The following is a 16661-nucleotide window of genomic DNA, read 5'->3' on the forward strand; positions in this document are numbered from 1 at the left end:
ATAGGTTCCCGACAAGTCTGGTCGAGCAGAGCCTGGAAAGGTCGTCCATTACGAAAGTGGCCGCATTTTATCAGTTAACAGGAGCATAACAACACTCTTTGCCGTCAGATAGCAACTTTTTAACTCTGATTTGATATAGGTCAAACCCTGGTACAGCTGCATCATACTTGGCCTGAACCGGGTTTTCGCCCCTACAGAATGTAATGGAATGTAACATGTGATTGACATGAATTTGTGGGAAAACTACAAGAAAATCTGCTTTATCGCGCCATTTGAGCCACCAGAGTGGTCTGCTTTTGCCATCATCACAGCCTGGAATCCGGCCAGTCAGTGGGTCACAGAACGACGCAATATGCGGCGGGAACGGGCGATGTGGCGCCATTTGACAGTGGATTTGCAGGTGCCCGTGGAGGGGCCGTTTTGGGGATCAGACCCGGACGAATGCTGGCAGGAGTCATCGCTGGCGGTGGCGCTATCCCTGCCACAAGCCCGTCAGCTGGCTGCCCGTTTTGGCCAGAATGCTCTCTACTGGGTGGAGGATGGCCAGCTCTGGCTGGTGCCGGTATTGACGGATAAATCAGCAGTTTGTCTGGGCAATATTGAATCCTTCTGGATTGCCAGAAACCTTGCCTGATGAAAGAATGAACACCTTCATGTATCTGAAAGGAATCAAATCATGCTGGATCTCCTGCCCGACCTCTGCGATCAACATGGTGACTTGCTGCAAGTGGCCGACCCGGTGTTTCAGGATTTTGGCGGCAAGGCCATCTTCTATGGTCGCGCCGTAACGCTCTCCTGTTATGAAGACAACAGTCTGGTGCGGGATCTGGTGACCCGCCCCGGTCACGGCAAGGTGATGGTGATCGACGGCGGCGGCTCGCTGCGCCGTGCGCTGCTGGGCGATCAACTGGCGGTCAAGGCGGTGGAGCAGGGGTGGGAGGGTATCCTGATCCACGGCGCGGCGCGGGATGTGGGCACTCTGGCGACACTGGCGCTCGGGGTCAAGGCGCTGGCGGCCTGTCCGGTCAAGACCGAGAAGCGAGGATTGGGAGAGCTGGGGGCCGTGGTCAGCTTTGCCGGTGTGACCGTCCACGAAGGGGATTATGTCTATGCGGATCGCAACGGCGTGGTGGTGAGTGCCACGCCGCTGATCTGATTCAGAAGTTGAAACCGACCCCCAGGCTCAGCGCCTGATCGGCAGTGATGGCGCTGACGCCGTAGTTAGCGGTAAGAGAGAGTCTGGGTGTCAGCAGCAGGCTGGAGTTGAGCTCCAGCAGGGTGCTGGCCTTGTTGAGATCGAGATGCTTGATCTGGCTGCCGATATTGAATGCCGGAGAGAGCTGGTAGCGTACCCCCGAACTCATATTGAAACCGGATGTGCGATTCTGATCCGCCACCGCCGGGCCCGCTTCCATAAAGAGGGTCACATCATCCACCACCGGATATTGATAGCCGCTATTGACCAGCCAGAGATCAAAACTGTCGCTGTGATGGCTATGGCCATTGAGCAGCACACCCGAGTAACTTTTGACATATAGAGACGGGTTGGATTGCGGCTGAACCACTGCCCAGTCGGCGGCCTGTACGGCCATGCTGGCGCAGGTTGCAAGCAGTGTGATGATGAGTGATTTGACCATTCGTTTCCCCTCCCTGGGTCCGGAACTGAGCCTAAGCATGGCACATGCCAGCTGGTAGTAAAGTGAAGCGTGATCACAATAAAATCCTTTGGCATGGGCGCCAGCCATGTTAAACAGGCTGCCGTATTGATGGCTCTAATCATTAAGAGGTGAATCCATGAACAAGAAACTGACTCTGCTGGCCGCGCTGGCACTGGGAGGCTGCGCAATGGCAACAGGTTCCAGCATGGCTCAACTGCAAGCATCCAGCTGGCAGCTGCAAGGCGCCACCGGCGATACCTTCACCCTGCAAGTGGTCGACGGCAAGGTGGCGGGCAAGGGCGGCTGCAACCGCTATTTTGGCGGTATTACCAAGCAGGGTGACGGTGTCTTGACGCTGGGCGCCATGGGCTCCACTCGCATGATGTGCATCGGCGACGCCATGAACAAAGAGACCGAGTTCCTGCAAAAGCTGGAGAAGGTGGCAACCTACTCCATCAACGGCAACCAGCTGACTCTGAGCGATGCCAACAAGGCGGCCCTGCTCACCTTTAACGCAATGCCTGCTACCAAATAAGGCACGCGTTCGTCTGATTGCCCCGACAGCGCTGACTGTCTGATACGCCCTCCCTCTGGAGGGCGTCTGTTTATCTGCGACGAGCCCTGTGTGCTCGTCCGCAACGGTTGTTCACTCGTCGATTCCCCTTTTTGCTCGGTTTGATGTCAGAACCTCGTATCTTCGCTTCGGTACGTATCTTGATCATTTCAATAATTCTTGTATAGTTGAAATGAAAGGTCGCACCAAGGGGATTGAAGATGAACAAAGAGATGGCCACCAAGGTCTTTGAATCGCTGGCATCCGGCATCCGGCTCGATGTATGGCGGCTGCTGGTGAAGGCCGGGCTGGAGGGGCGAGTCGCCGGTGAACTGGCCAGCGAGCTCGATATTGCCCCCAATACCCTCTCGTTTCACCTCAAGGCGATGCTCAACACCGGTCTGCTGTCGGTGGAGCAGGAGGGGCGCTTTCTGCGCTACCGCGCCAATATTCCCCTGATGCTGAATGTGATCGCCTACCTCACCGAGGAGTGCTGTGCCGGTCATCCCGAGGCGTGCGGCGTGATGCGTGCCGAGTCAGCCTGCTCCCCCCATGTTCTGCCTGCGCAGCCCTGCTGCAACAAGGAGTAATGCCATGTCCTCCATTCAGATTTTTGATCCCGCCCTCTGCTGCTCCAGCGGTGTCTGCGGTACCGAGGTTGATCAGGCACTGGTCACCTTCGCAGCCGACCTTGCCTGGGCCAAGGAGCAGGGCGTTGCCATCGAGCGTTTCAATTTGGCCCAGCAGCCGATGCAGTTTGCCGAGACGCCTGCCGTCAACGCTTTTCTGACTCACGCCGGGGAGGAGGGGTTGCCACTGGTGCTGGTGGAAGGGCAGGTGGTGTTGACCGGCCGTTATCCGAACCGCAGCGAGCTGGCCCGTTATGCCGGGCTACCTGCGCCGCAAGCGGCTATCAAGGGGATCGTCAAGGGTGGCTGCTGCTCTGGCAGCGGTTGCTGCTGAGTCGCGACGCACCATTCAGGAGAGGCTATGTATCATTTTCTGACCAATCCACCGCCGTTTCTCTTTTTCACCGGCAAGGGCGGGGTGGGCAAGACCTCGCTGGCCTGCGCCAGTGCGGTGGCTCTCTGTGATATTGGCAAGCGGGTGCTGTTGGTGAGCACAGATCCTGCCTCCAACGTGGGGCAGGTGTTTGCCACCGAGATCGGCAATCGCGTCACCACCATCGCCGCTGTGCCCGGTTTGTCGGCGCTGGAGATAGATCCCCCCGCGGCGGCCAAAGCCTATCGGGAGCGGATCGTCGGGCCGGTGCGCGGCAAGTTGCCCGAGAGCGTGGTGCGCAGCATCGAGGAGCAGCTCTCCGGCGCCTGCACCACCGAGATCGCCGCCTTTGACGAATTCACTGCGCTGCTGACCGACCAAACGCTGCTGGCCGAGTATGACCATATCGTCTTTGATACGGCCCCAACCGGCCACACCATCCGGCTGCTGCAACTGCCGGGCGCCTGGAGCGAATTTTTGGAGCAGGGCAAGGGGGATGCCTCCTGCCTGGGCCCGCTGGCGGGGCTGGAGAAACAGCGCAGCCAGTATGCCGAGGCGGTCGCCGCCCTGGCTGATGCCGCTCGCACCCGCTTGGTGTTGGTGGCACGCGCCCAGCACTCCACCCTGCGGGAAGTGGCTCGCACCCACGAGGAGCTGGCCGCCATTGGCTTGTTGAATCAGCAGTTGGTGATCAATGGCCTCTTCCCCGAAGGCGCCCTTGCCGGAGATCCGCTGGCAATGGCGCTCTGGCAGCGCGAGCAACAGGCTCTTGCCGATATGCCGCAGGGGATAAAGGGGCTGGCGCAGGATCAGATCCCGCTGCTGGCCACCAATCTGGTAGGGGTCGATAGTTTGCGGCTGTTGCTGCAAGCAGAGGAAAGAGCTGCTCAATCCTCGACAGTACAGTCCACTGTCAAGCAAGCCCAGCCCGAGTTGAGTTCGCTGGTGGACGAGCTGGCCGCCGATGGTCACGGCCTCATCATGCTGATGGGCAAGGGCGGGGTGGGCAAAACCACTCTGGCTGCCGCCGTGGCGCTGGAGCTGGCGAGCCGCGGTTTGCCGGTGCACCTTACCACCTCGGATCCCGCCGCGCACCTGAACGAGACGCTGGCAGGGAGTTTGCCCCATCTGGAGGTGAGTCGCATCGATCCCCACGCCGAGACCGAGCGTTACCGCGCCCAGGTGCTGGCCACCAAGGGGGCTGTGCTGGACGAGCAGGGGAGGGCACTGCTGGAGGAGGACTTGCGCTCCCCCTGTACCGAGGAGATTGCCGTGTTTCAGGCCTTCTCGCGCATCATTCGCGAGGCGGGCAAGCGCTTCGTGGTAATGGATACCGCCCCCACCGGCCACACCCTGCTGCTGCTCGACGCCACCGGCGCCTACCACAGGGAGATCGCTCGCCAAATGGGAAGCAAGGGGCTGCACTTCACCACCCCCATGATGCAGTTGCAGGATCCCAAGCAGACCAAGGTGTTGATTGTGACGCTGCCCGAGCCGACGCCAGTGCAGGAGGCGGCCAATCTGCAATCCGATCTGCGCCGGGCCGGCATCGAGCCCTGGGGCTGGCTCATCAACCACAGCTTGCAACAAGCCGCGGTCAGCTCACCGCTGCTGCAACTGCGGGCCGAGCGCCAGTTGCCCCATATCGAAGCGGTCGAGCAGCAACATGCCAGCCGCTACGCCGTGGTGCCGCTGCTCGCCGAGGAGCCAGTGGGGCCCAATGCCCTGCGCCGCCTCTGCCAGCACCATTGAGTCGTCGCCCCGGTCTGCTGCCGGGGCGGCTTGAATACGCCGTTACTTGTTATAAACCCGTGTTTTGAACCAATAGAAGATGCGAAATTGCGCCGCATCGGGAGCTGTGATGTCTGCAACATGTGATGCCAAGGCCGTGCCTGCCATCGGCTTTTTTGAACGTTATCTGACCGCCTGGGTCGCCCTCTGCATTCTGGTGGGGATTGGGCTTGGGCAGGGGTTGCCGGATCTCTTCAAGGCGATCGGTGCCATGGAGGTGGCCAAGGTCAACCTGCCGGTGGGGCTGCTGATCTGGGTGATGATCATCCCCATGCTGCTCAAGATCGACTTTGGCGCCCTGCATCAGGTGAAGGGCCACATGAAGGGCATTGGGGTCACCCTCTTTATCAACTGGCTGGTCAAGCCCTTCTCCATGGCCTTCCTCGGCTGGCTCTTTATCCGCGTGCTGTTTGCCGACTGGCTGCCGGCTGATCAACTCGACAGTTACGTAGCGGGCCTGATCCTGCTGGCGGCGGCCCCCTGTACCGCCATGGTGTTTGTCTGGAGTCGCCTCACCAACGGCGATCCCTACTTCACCCTGTCGCAGGTGGCGGTGAACGACCTCATCATGGTGTTTGCCTTCGCCCCTCTGGTGGCGCTGCTGCTCGGGGTCTCCAGCATAGTTGTGCCATGGGATACCCTGCTCACTTCTGTGGTGCTCTATATCGTCATCCCGGTGATCATCGCCCAGCTGCTGCGCAAGGCTTTGCTGAAAAAGGGAGAAGCCCATTTTGACGGCGTCATGACCCGCATCCAGCCCTGGTCGGTGGCGGCCCTGCTGCTCACTCTGGTGCTGCTGTTTGCCTTTCAGGGCAACGCCATCATTGAGCAGCCGCTGGTTATCGCCCTGTTGGCGGTGCCCATTCTGATCCAGGTGCTGTTCAACTCCGGGCTGGCTTACTGGCTCAACCGCAAGGTGGGGGAGAAGCACTCGGTCGCCTGTCCTTCCGCCCTGATCGGCGCCTCCAACTTCTTCGAGCTGGCGGTGGCCGCCGCCATCAGCCTGTTCGGCTTTCACTCCGGCGCGGCGCTCGCCACCGTAGTTGGCGTGCTGATCGAGGTGCCGGTCATGCTGCTGGTGGTGCGCATCGTCAATGCCAGCAAACCCTGGTACGAAGCGGGGCTAAGCCGTTAACAGATGGCCGCTAACAGCTGGCCGCGAACTGATGCTATCCATTTTCTATTCACTTGATTCATGAGAGACACGCAAATGAGTGCAATCACCATCTATCACAACCCGGAATGTGGTACCTCCCGCAACACCCTGGAGCTGATCCGCAACAGCGGCGTCGAGCCCACGGTTATCCACTATCTGGAGACGCCCCCCTCCCGTGACCAGCTGGTGGCGCTGATCGCCGCCATGGCCATGCCGGTGCGCGATCTGCTGCGCAAGAACGTGCCGCCTTACGAGGCGCTCGGGCTGGCGGAAGATCGTTTCAGCGATGATGAACTGATCGATGCCATGCTGGCTCACCCCATCCTCATCAACCGTCCCATCGTCGTCACGCCGCTTGGCACCAAACTGTGCCGTCCGTCGGAAGTGGTGCTCGATATATTGCCCGATCAGCAAAAAGGGGCCTTCGCCAAGGAGGATGGCGAGCAGGTGGTGGACGCGAGCGGCAAGCGCCTCAAGTAATCGTCTAAGTACTCAAGTACGGATTGAAACAGGGCCAGCGTCACGCTGGCCCTGTTTCGTTGTGTGAACAAGTTGAAAAAGTTACTCCGGCCAATCGTTTTACCGCTTTTTCTGTGACGATGATCACTGTACCATCGCCGCCCGACCTGCCACCCGGCCGCATCTCCCCCTGCGACGGCGCTGGCGTCACCCGATACATGCTGTCACCCGGAACGTGAATGACCCCAGGATGGGACCCGCCACTAACCTGTAGGTTTGTGGTCTGCGTGTCGCGTGGGTCGGCACTTCTCTCGCCGGATCGCCCGCGACGCCTGTCTGCAGACTTGCCATATGAAACTCCTCTCTTCATAGGTGCAAGATGACACTGTTATTGAGTCTGGTCGGTATGCTGGCCCTGATGTTTATCGCCTGGCTGGCGAGTGAAAACCGCCGAGCCATCCGCTGGCGAACCGTGCTGGGGGCGCTCGCCCTGCAAACCGGTTTTGCTGCCCTGGTGCTCTATTTCCCCCCCGGACAAATCATGCTCGGTGCCATGAGCAATGGCGTCTCCGCCCTGCTCGGCTTTGCCGACAGCGGTATCCGTTTCGTGTTTGGCGATCTCGCCAGCAACGGCTTTATCTTCGCCGTGCGGGTGCTGCCGCTGGTGATCTTTATCAGCGCGCTGATCGCCGTGCTCTACCACTTCGGCATCATGCAGTGGGTGATCCGGGTGCTGGGCGGCGCCATTCACCGCCTGCTCGGCACCAGCCGCGCCGAGTCACTGGTGGCCACCGGCAACATCTTCCTGTCGCAAGGGGAGTCGCCGCTGCTTATTCGCCCCTTCCTCGCCGGTATGACCCGCTCCGAACTCTTCGCGGTGATGACCTGCGGCATGGCCTCGGTAGCGGGCTCGGTGCTGGGCGGTTACGCCGGTCTGGGTGTGGATCTGAAATACCTGATTGCCGCCTCCTTTATGGCTGCGCCCGGTGGCCTGCTGATGGCCAAACTGCTGGTGCCGGAGCAGCAGCAGGTGAGCGATCAGACCGAGATCACCCTCGACAAGAGTGACTACAGCAACGCCATTGACGCGCTGGCGGGCGGCGCCATGGGCGGCATGAAGATCGCCGTGGCCATAGGTACTATCCTGCTCGCCTTTGTCAGCGTCATCACCATGATCAACGCCGGTCTCACCACTGTCGGCGAGTGGTTCGGCTGGGCCGATCTCTCCCTGCAGCAGCTGCTTGGCTATCTGTTTGCTCCGGTGGCCTGGCTGATTGGCGTGCCGGCCAGTGAGATGATGGCGGCAGGATCCCTGATCGGTCAGAAGGTGATCATGAACGAGTTCGTCGCCTATCTGGACTTTGCCAATATCAAGGCAGACCTGAGTGCCCATACCCAGATCATCATCACCTTCGCATTGTGCGGTTTCGCCAATCTGGGCTCCATTGCGGTGCAGCTTGGCTCCATCGGCACCATGGCGCCGGAGCGCCGTCACGATGTGGCTAATATGGGCTTCAAGGCGGTGCTGGCGGCGACCCTCGCCAACCTGATGAGCGCCACCCTGGCCGGGATCTTTGTCTCGCTGGCCTGATAGCGTGAGGCAATAGCCGGCTAGCCGGCGGCTCAAACAAAAGACCCCCTCTTACCGCTGGGCAATAGGGGGTCTTTTTATTGGTTTCGCCGGTTGGGCAACTGCGCTGCCTGCCTTTGAAAATGGTAGTAGCACTGCTTAACGCCATTTCGGCGCAGTGCCAGATAATCCGGTTCGGCGATGAGATCTGCTCCAGCATGGGACTACGCCAAACCGGGTTACTGCGTATGCCTTTATCACCTTTTTGGCGGGGGACGTGGGCCTCGTTGCGTTTCGCGTAACGGGGCGGCAGCCGCTGCTACAGCATGTCACCGTGCAGAATGAATAGTTTTTTAGATTGAATGTTGCATATTCAATCGATTATTTAGTTGGGCGTTTGGGGGATGAGTGGTGTCTGAATAGGGGAGCAGGTTGGCCAATGCGCCGTCAGCCAGTCTTTAAGCGGTCATACAAAGGAGACACTCTGATGGAAACACTTGACCTTAACATCGACACCATGCGCGAAGAGTTCCAGCTTCAGGAGCGCAAAAAAGCCCAAGAGAAGTGGCAAGCCCGAGTCGATGAGCTGCAACAGTTGCGGGGTGGGGAGAGACAACCGGAGGAGCAGGAAGAGTAGTGCTCGTTCCCGGGCGAAAGTTGAGGTAGCGAACGCTTTGTATCGGCTACCCGTGATCTGCCACCCATAAAAAAACCACCGACCTTTTGCAGGTAGGTGGTTTTTTTATGGGTAGCCGCTGATTGGATGTCGTGGAGATGATCGGAGAGGGGGCCCCGTCTGGCTGTGCTCATCATCGAACAGGGATGCAATACCGGAGCTGCCATCCTTTGGGGAGTGGCCATGCAGTGGCTTGCCTGCACAGACCGGTTTTCTGATTTCCTTTTAAAGATCCATGTTACAGAGCACTTCACCTTCACTTCACCGAGCTGAGGTAGGGTTGCCTCACGTTTTCAGTTGGAGCTTTATCCTATGCCCACCATAGTCACTCACGCCGCCGTCCCTCTCTGCCTTGGACTCGGGCTTGGCAGCCGGATTATCCCGCCCCGCCTGCTGCTGGCTGGGGTCGCCATCGCCATGCTGCCCGATGCCGATGTGCTCGCCTTTAAACTGGGGGTCGCTTATGGCCATGTTTTTGGCCACCGCGGTTTTACCCACTCATTGCTGTTCGCTTTTGCCCTGCCCACATTGGCCATGCTGTTTCACCGCCAGTTTAGGGCCAGCGCCGCCACCGTCTGGTCGTTTCTGCTGGTCTCTCTGCTCTCCCACAGCCTGCTCGATTCGATCACTACCGGCGGCAAGGGGGTTGGCTGGCTCTGGCCGTGGCGTGACGAGCGTTTCTTTGCCCCCTGGCAGGTAATCTGGGTCGCCCCCTTCAAGCTGGAGGCCTATCTCACCGCCCGAGGTGAGGCGGTGATTCTCTCCGAGCTCTACTGGGTTTGGCTGCCGGGGGGGCTATTGATGCTGGTGTTGATGGGATGGCGGGGGTGGAGAACGGGACGGTAGTGGCGGGATTGGCAAGGGGTGTTGGATATATCGTGGCTGGGCAAAGAATCAAAATTGGACACCCATCTTTTTGGTTCTGGCTTCAATGTTTTGCTTAGAAAGATGGGTGACCTAAATTTTGGCGGCTATGCTACGTCTGAGAGCTTTGATTTTTTAGGTTCTGGTTATTCTACTCTGGGCAGATATCTTCGAAGTGCTTGTAATATTTCACCTTGTTTTTCACTCTTCAGTAATCTAATAAACAACTTCTCATAGCCACCATTAGAAAGCTCAAATATGCCAGATATTCTATTGTGTAAGCTCTTTCGATTGTAATGAAGCAATATCTCATCTAGGTTTCTTGAATTAATTGCACGCTCAAAGACTCGCCTGCTTTCTTGAAATATTGAATTAATGTCAATTCTAGAAAGAGTATTGGCTAGCCCATTTTCAAGTCCCTGAATAGTATTTTCAGTTTTAGAGTACGCCCCTAATAGATACTGAATTCGCCTTTCGGCCTTTGAGGATATTTGTACATTGATTTCTGAATTTAGCGCATTGATGAAAAAGTTTTTGACTTGTTGGACAATTTCTTCTTCATTTAACCTAAGGTGACTGGCAACTATCCTGAGCAAGGGTTCTATACAAAATAAATTTTCTATTTCAGAAACTGGTATCGTAAATATTCCTTGGCCTTGTAATATTTCTTTTTCTTCTTCATCTCTGTAATCGGAATCTATTATTCCATAGGCATTTACATGGTGAATTTCTTCATTCTGTCTTAACGCACGTACTGCCTCAATCACCTTGTGGCAACTTCCTCGAGGAATAATGTGATATTCCGGGTATGCCAGCTGGTAGACTGTGGTATCTAAACTGCCATTATCACCTTCACAAAAGATTATATTTTTCCTGTTCCCTATTATCTCTAGCACCAAGTCACTGGGTAGTACGTCATCCGAAGGGACCTCACTCCACTCCCAATGATCACTTCCAAGAAATTTTTTAATCCAGTACTTCGTTGCATCACTTCTAGAGGAGGCGAAATCAAGATCATGTGTAATGTAGATAAAAAGCTTATTGCCAGCTACTTCTTCTATTTTGTTCCAAAGCTTATAGACTAGTGATTTATGAAGATGAATTTCAGGTTCGTCTATTATGATTACGGAGTTACTTGGTGCACATAGGCACTGCCCTATCAAATAAAGAGTAACTCTTTCACCATCGCTCATTTCCTTACCATGGTAGCTAGCTTCCCCCTCTTTTTTTACTAGAACCTTGCCGTCTTCAAAAAACACTTCTCGCTGAGGCATTATCTCAGTCCAGATTTTCTTTATTACATCAATTGGAGAGTCTGGAACAGGAATATACTCTTGCTGCGCTCTTGTATTGTTTGTATGAAGTCTGTCCCTCTCTATATCTTTTGCAAATAACAAAGAAAGTAGCTTGTCATAATCACTTAATAGCTGAGTGGCTGGGTTATTTCCCCAGCGGTCATAAAATTTTCTCTCTACAGAACCATGTTCATCAGATCGCCCCCAAAGCAAGTCTTTCTCAGCTTGTTCATGTGTTTTCAATTGCGCATATTCAGGAATCGAAAGCGCTTTTTGAGCGCTAATTCTGTGAACCGTTAATTGATTTTGGATTTGCTGTTCAATCCATATGCCTAGCCTAGTTTTTCCTGCTCCATTTGAGCCAACAAAAACTAGGTTGTTTGACGTTTGTAAGGACTCAGTACCTTGAGTTCCATCACTTTTTGGTAAAATTATCTTGAAATTCACGACTTATCCTTTTCCGGCTAGCTAAAACACCTAACAGTGATTAGATAGAAGGAGGTAGTAATCTAATGGCAAAGCCTTTCATATAACTCCGCTTTGCTCTGATTGTTGCCAAAAAATTAAATAAAAATATTACCAGTATACCTCTAATACTTGAATGTATTCGCTTGACCTCCTTGTTTAACGCTTCCATTACTCCTGTATAGAGAAACAGTAAAGTCGTCGGTGATGGCAAGCGTTGGAAAGGCTACCGCCCCTGGGTTTCAGCCCCCAGCCTGCTGCTTTTCATCCGCAAGTTAGCAACAATCGCTACCACTGCACCCTCCCGAGAGCTGGATTGTCGTGTGGCCATCATAAGGGGGCTGATTGAGACATTGAAAGAAGATGTTGATAGAAATCTGAGCCGGTTCAATCAATTAGTGAAAACTGTTGCTTAAGTGGGCTTTTGGAGTAGTGGTTTGTGTGGAAATTCCCCTCACCCCCGCCCTCTCCCAAAGGGAGAGGGAACAAAGACGCAGGGAGCGGCAACAAGCAGGAAATAGAAAGGGAGCCTATCAGGCTCCCTTTCCTCAGAAACGGCCAATGGCATGTGACCCATGCCGCCCCTTATCGATTGGTCGCGGCCTTCATCCCTTCCACAAACTCTTTCAGACGGGTCAGCATATGCTCCGGGTTATGGTGGTGGGTCTCGATGATCTTCACCACGGCTGAGCCGGAGATGGCACCGGCGGCGCCGGCGACAATCGCTTCACGCACCTGAGCCGGCTCGCTGATGCCAAAGCCGAGCAGGGCGGGGGGGGCGTTGAACTCGCGCAGGGTATTGATCAGGCCCTCCACCGGCATGCCAGCCTTGGTCTCGGCACCGGTGACGCCGGCGCGGCTCACCAGATAGGTGTAACCATTGCCGAGCTCCGCCACCTGTTTCAGGGTCTCGGTGTCACCATTGGGCGGGGCGATAAAGATGCTGTCTATGCCGAACTTGTCGGCGGCCGCCTTGTAGGGGGCGCACATCTGCACCGGCACGTCGGCGACCAGCACCGAATCCACGCCCGCCTGCTGGCACTTCTCGTAGAAGCCGTCAATGTTGCGCACATAGACCAGGTTGGCGTAGACCAGCAGGCCAATGGGCAGCTGCGGGTACTTGGCGCGGATACGGCCGAGCAGCTCGAAGCAGTCGTCCGGAGTGGTGTGGCTGGCAAAGGCCCGCAGGGCGGCGCCCTGAATGGTGGGGCCGTCCGCTACCGGATCGGAGAAGGGAATGCCGAGCTCGAGGGCATCGGCGCCCCCTGCGACCAGCGCATCGACGATGGCCAGTGACAATTCGGGGGTGGGGTCACCCAGCATCACGAACGGCACAAAGGCGCCCTGATTGGCCTCGTCCAGACGGGAGAAGAGTTGTGCGTAACGGTTCATGACAAGGTTCCTTCTTTTTCAAAGATGTCGGCAACGGTGAAGATATCTTTGTCGCCACGGCCGGAGAGGTTGACGATGAGCACCTGCTCTTTTTCCGGTTCACTGCGGGCCATCTTGAGGGCGTGGGCCAGCGCGTGGGAGGACTCCAGCGCCGGAATGATGCCTTCGGATTTGGCCAGCTCCTGGAAGGCGTCCAGCGCCTCCTTGTCGGTCACCGAGGGGTACTCGGCGCGGCCGATGGCGGCCAGATGGGCGTGCTGCGGGCCGACGGAGGGGAAATCGAGCCCCGCAGAGACCGAGTAGGACTCCTGAATTTGCCCCTGATTGTCCTGCATCAGGTAGGAGTGCATGCCAAAGAAGACCCCCTTGCTGCCGTGGCCCAGCGGCGCACCGTGCTCGCCGCTCTCGATGCCGTGACCACCCGGCTCGACGCCGATAAGGCGCACCGATGGCTCATCGATAAAGTCGGCAAACATGCCGATGGCATTCGAGCCGCCGCCGACGCAGGCGATCACTGCATCGGGCAGTCGCTCCTCCTTCTCGAAGCACTGGGCCTTGGCCTCTTCGCCGATCATCTTCTGGAACTCCCGCACGATAGTGGGGAAGGGGTGCGGACCGGCGGCGGTGCCGAGCAGGTAGTGGGCCGACTCGTAGTTGGCGGCCCAGTCCCGCAGCGCCTCATTGCAGGCATCTTTGAGGGTGCTGGAGCCGGAGTGCACCGGAATGACGGTGGCGCCCATCAGCTTCATGCGAAATACGTTGGGCTTCTGGCGCTCGCAGTCCTTGGCACCCATGTAGACCCGGCACTTGAGGCCTAGCAGGGCGCAGGCCAGCGCAGTGGCGACGCCATGCTGACCGGCGCCGGTTTCGGCGATGATCTCGCTCTTGCCCATCCGCTTGGCGAGTAGTGCCTGACCCAGCACCTGGTTGGTCTTGTGGGCGCCGCCGTGCAGCAGGTCTTCGCGCTTCAGGTAGAGGCGGGTCTTGGTGCCCTTGGTCAGATTGCGGGTCAGGGTGAGCGGGGTCGGGCGACCGGCATACTCGGTCAAGAGCGACTGAAACTCGGCGATAAAGGCGGGATCATCCTTGGCATCGACAAAGGCTTTCTCCAGCTGGAGCAGGGCCGGGATAAGGATTTGGGGTACGTACATACCGCCAAATTCACCGAAAAACGGGTTGAGCAGGGTCATGGCTTCTTCCTTGTATTAGCTAAATCGAAACATCAAAAAGGGTTGCGTTACAGGTTGCGCAGTGCGGCAAAGGCAGCCGCCAGCTTGTGCGCATCCTTCTGGCCCGGGGCACTCTCTACCCCGGAGTTGAAATCAAGGCCGAGGCAGCCCACTAGTGCCGCTTGCAGGGCGTTGTCGGGATTAAGGCCCCCCGCCAGCATCAGCTTGGCTTTATCGAGCGTGGCCAGCAGGGCCCAGTCGAACGCCTGACCGGTGCCACCGCTCTGGCTGCCGACTTTCGTATCCAGCAGCAGGCGATCGGCCGGATAGTCGAGGGCAGGCAGCGGTTCGCCGCTTTCTTTGCCGAGAGAGACGCCTACTGCTTTCCAGATCTGGCAGCCAGTTGGTAGCAGTGGGCGCAGTTCCTCGATATAGGCAGCATCCTCATCCCCGTGCAGCTGGACAGCCGCCAAATGCAGTGCATCCACCGTCTTGGCGATGGTGGCGGGCTGGGCATTGCGAAATACCCCGACGTAGGAGAGCGGCGCGCCCGCCATCACGGCGCGGGCTGCGGGAATGTCCACATAGCGCGGGCTTTTGGAAACAAAAATCAGGCCGCCAAATACCGCACCCGCCTGATGGGCGGCGGCGGCATCCTCGGCGCGGGTCAGGCCGCATACCTTGTTCTGGCCCAGTACCAGCTTGCGCACCGCAGCCTCCAGATCCGGCTCGGCCATCAATGACGAGCCCACCAGAAAGCCTTTGGCGTGGTGGCGCAGATCCGCCACCTGAGCGCGATGGTTGATGCCGGATTCGCTGATCACTACTCGATCGGCTGGGATGTCTTTGGCCAGCTGTTTGGTGCGGGCGAGATCGACGCTCAAATCGCGCAGATCCCGGTTGTTGATGCCAATCACCGGCGCGCCCAGCGCGATGGCGCGGGTCAGCTCCTCCTCGTTGCTCACTTCGGTGAGCACGCCAAGGCCCAGCTCTTTGGCCACCGCGAACAGGGCGCGATAGCCCGCGTCGGTGAGCACCGAGAGCATCAGCAGGATGGCGTCCGCCTGATAGTGGCGGGCCAGATAGACCTGATAGGGGTCAATCATGAAATCCTTGCAGAGCACCGGCTGCGATACGCGGCTGCGCACCCGCGGCAAAAAGGCGAAATCCCCCTGAAAGAACTTCTCGTCGGTCAGCACCGAGATGGCGGTGGCGTATTTGCCATAGATGTCGGCGATGGCCTCCGGGCTGAAGTCATCGCGGATCAAGCCCTTGGAGGGAGAGGCCTTCTTGCACTCCAGAATAAAGCGGGTGGAGCCCGCCTTGAGCGCCCCGACGAAATCCCGATCGCTGGGGGTCAGCGCGCTCTGGAAGCTATCCAGCGGCTGGGCCAGCTTGCGGGCGGCGACCCACTCCTGCTTGGCCGCCACGATCTTGCCGAGAATGGTCTGGCTGATGGAGGCCATGTTCAGAAAAGCATGGGGGGCAATAAGGTCTGACATCTCGTTATCCTTGCGAAACTGGCTCTTGCCCTGTGGGCGTTCTGAATGACTGCTGTGCATTGTGGTGGCTGACATCATCCCTCCTGATGGCCCGCTTCCTGATGGCTTAAAGTGGCGAGCCGGGCGGCAAGCTCCGCTGCCTTGCCGCTCGCCAGCACCGCCAGCACCTCGGCCGCCGCGCTCTTGAGATCGGTCGCCTTGCCCGCCATCAGCAGCAGCGGCGCCACATTGGCGGCAATGGCGGCGTTGTGGGCCGGGGTGCCACGCCCTTCCAGAATGGCGGCGGTGATGGCGCGGTTCTCTTCAGGCTCCCCACCCTGAATGGCGCTCACCGGATAGGTCTCGAGGCCAAAGTCAGCCGGGGTGAGCAGAAACTCGCGGATCTCGCCGTCACGGATCTGGGCCACCTGGGTCGGGCCGTGGATGGCAATCTCGTCGAGCCCGGCGCCGTGCACCACCATACCGGTTTTCAGCCCCAGTGCCAGCAGGGTTTCGGCGATGGGGCGCACCAGTTCGGGGGCATAGACCCCCATCAGCTGATAGGTGGGGCGAGCGGGGTTGATAAGCGGCCCCAGCACGTTGAACAGGGTGCGGGTCTTGAGGGCCTGACGCACCGGCATGGCGTGGCGCACCCCGGCGTGGTACTGGGGGGCGAACAGGAAGCAGATGCCGAGCTCATCCAGGCAGCGGCGCGCCTGCGCCGGGCTCATGTCGAGCTTGATGCCCATTTTGTCCAGCAGATCGCTTGAGCCCGACTTGCTCGAGACCGAGCGGTTGCCATGCTTGGCCACTTTCAGGCCGCAGGCGGCGGCGACCAGTGCCGAGGTGGTGGAGACGTTGATGGTGTTGAGGCCATCGCCACCGGTGCCGACGATGTCGCAAAATTCATAGTCCGGACGCGGGAAGTCGCGCGCTTCTGCCAAGAGAGCCTCGGCGGCGCCGGCGATCTCCTCCGGGGTCTCCCCCTTGATCTTGAGGGCAGTCAGCAGGCTTGCGAGCACGATGGGGTCCACTTCGCCACGTACCACCTGACCGAAGGCGTCGCGGGTACTTTCACGGCTTAGAGACTGACCCTGATAGAGGGTGTTGAGATGTTGATGCATGTTGGT

At 58.0% G+C, this 16661-nt stretch carries 17 protein-coding genes; 11 read left to right on the top strand and 6 right to left on the bottom strand.

Annotation, left to right across the window (positions count from 1 at the left end; genetic code table 11):
* Window positions 1-226 precede the first annotated feature (226 nt).
* A complete protein-coding gene (locus G5332_RS02140) occupies window positions 227-634 on the top strand; it encodes a DUF3293 domain-containing protein (protein ID WP_421204053.1) in 408 nt (135 codons plus the stop codon).
* A gap of 42 nt (window positions 635-676) precedes the next feature.
* The gene (locus tag G5332_RS02145) at window positions 677-1156 is read left to right on the top strand and encodes a putative 4-hydroxy-4-methyl-2-oxoglutarate aldolase (RefSeq protein WP_149153313.1); all 480 of its coding nucleotides are present in this window, start codon (window positions 677-679) and stop codon (window positions 1154-1156) included.
* Window position 1157: 1 nt separating this feature from the next.
* On the opposite strand, the gene G5332_RS02150 is transcribed toward G5332_RS02145, so the two are convergent.
* Window positions 1158-1637, bottom strand: coding sequence for a hypothetical protein (locus G5332_RS02150; protein ID WP_005350173.1), 480 nt, complete (start codon window positions 1635-1637; stop codon window positions 1158-1160).
* 157 nt (window positions 1638-1794) lie between these two features.
* On the opposite strand from G5332_RS02150, the gene G5332_RS02155 reads away from it, so the two are divergent.
* From G5332_RS02155 to G5332_RS02195, 9 genes are all read left to right on the top strand, one after another.
* The gene (locus G5332_RS02155; protein WP_139741745.1) at window positions 1795-2193 is read left to right on the top strand and encodes an META domain-containing protein; all 399 of its coding nucleotides are present in this window, start codon (window positions 1795-1797) and stop codon (window positions 2191-2193) included.
* Between the two features lie 239 nt (window positions 2194-2432).
* Complete coding sequence (locus tag G5332_RS02160; RefSeq protein ID WP_021230487.1) at window positions 2433-2801, top strand: ArsR/SmtB family transcription factor; 369 nt, start codon at window positions 2433-2435, stop codon at window positions 2799-2801.
* Window positions 2802-2805: 4 nt separating this feature from the next.
* Complete coding sequence (arsD, locus tag G5332_RS02165; protein ID WP_323874789.1) at window positions 2806-3174, top strand: arsenite efflux transporter metallochaperone ArsD; 369 nt, start codon at window positions 2806-2808, stop codon at window positions 3172-3174.
* A 27-nt stretch (window positions 3175-3201) separates the two neighbouring features.
* Window positions 3202-4965, top strand: coding sequence for an arsenical pump-driving ATPase (arsA, locus tag G5332_RS02170; RefSeq protein ID WP_421249335.1), 1764 nt, complete (start codon window positions 3202-3204; stop codon window positions 4963-4965).
* Between the two features lie 109 nt (window positions 4966-5074).
* Window positions 5075-6139, top strand: coding sequence for an ACR3 family arsenite efflux transporter (gene arsB, locus G5332_RS02175; protein WP_288727530.1), 1065 nt, complete (start codon window positions 5075-5077; stop codon window positions 6137-6139).
* A 75-nt stretch (window positions 6140-6214) separates the two neighbouring features.
* Complete coding sequence (gene arsC, locus G5332_RS02180; protein ID WP_005338171.1) at window positions 6215-6640, top strand: glutaredoxin-dependent arsenate reductase; 426 nt, start codon at window positions 6215-6217, stop codon at window positions 6638-6640.
* A gap of 358 nt (window positions 6641-6998) precedes the next feature.
* Entirely contained in the window at window positions 6999-8210 is a 1212-nt protein-coding gene (locus G5332_RS02185; RefSeq protein WP_071911985.1) for a NupC/NupG family nucleoside CNT transporter, read from the top strand.
* A 466-nt stretch (window positions 8211-8676) separates the two neighbouring features.
* Window positions 8677-8826 (top strand): hypothetical protein, encoded by a 150-nt coding sequence (locus G5332_RS02190; protein WP_005347375.1) that lies wholly within the window; start codon window positions 8677-8679, stop codon window positions 8824-8826.
* Between the two features lie 351 nt (window positions 8827-9177).
* Window positions 9178-9711, top strand: a complete 534-nt coding sequence (locus tag G5332_RS02195; RefSeq protein WP_421311078.1) for a metal-dependent hydrolase — start codon at window positions 9178-9180, stop codon at window positions 9709-9711.
* A 164-nt stretch (window positions 9712-9875) separates the two neighbouring features.
* Here the strand turns inward: G5332_RS02195 and G5332_RS02200 are convergent, their stop codons facing one another.
* The 5 genes from G5332_RS02200 to trpD all read right to left on the bottom strand — a co-directional run bounded on the left by G5332_RS02200 (window position 9876) and on the right by trpD (window position 16655).
* Window positions 9876-11471 carry a DUF4435 domain-containing protein gene (locus G5332_RS02200; protein WP_421311079.1) on the bottom strand — a complete coding sequence of 532 codons (1596 nt, stop codon included), beginning with the start codon at window positions 11469-11471 and terminating at the stop codon, window positions 9876-9878.
* Window positions 11472-12074: 603 nt separating this feature from the next.
* On the bottom strand, window positions 12075-12881 hold the full coding sequence (gene trpA / locus G5332_RS02205) for a tryptophan synthase subunit alpha (protein WP_421311080.1): 807 nt from the start codon (window positions 12879-12881) through the stop codon (window positions 12075-12077).
* Window positions 12878-14071 (bottom strand): tryptophan synthase subunit beta, encoded by a 1194-nt coding sequence (gene trpB, locus G5332_RS02210; protein WP_005347359.1) that lies wholly within the window; start codon window positions 14069-14071, stop codon window positions 12878-12880. The genes trpA and trpB overlap by 4 nt, the downstream gene beginning before the upstream one ends.
* Window positions 14072-14118: 47 nt before the next feature.
* Window positions 14119-15627 carry a bifunctional indole-3-glycerol-phosphate synthase TrpC/phosphoribosylanthranilate isomerase TrpF gene (trpCF, locus tag G5332_RS02215; RefSeq protein WP_421311081.1) on the bottom strand — a complete coding sequence of 503 codons (1509 nt, stop codon included), beginning with the start codon at window positions 15625-15627 and terminating at the stop codon, window positions 14119-14121.
* On the bottom strand, window positions 15627-16655 hold the full coding sequence (gene trpD / locus G5332_RS02220; RefSeq protein ID WP_201991679.1) for an anthranilate phosphoribosyltransferase: 1029 nt from the start codon (window positions 16653-16655) through the stop codon (window positions 15627-15629). Before trpD ends, trpCF begins: the two co-directional genes overlap by 1 nt.
* Window positions 16656-16661 lie beyond the last annotated feature (6 nt).

This window comes from Aeromonas sp. 603757, from assembly GCF_049171255.1.
GTDB lineage: Bacteria > Pseudomonadota > Gammaproteobacteria > Enterobacterales > Aeromonadaceae > Aeromonas > Aeromonas veronii_A.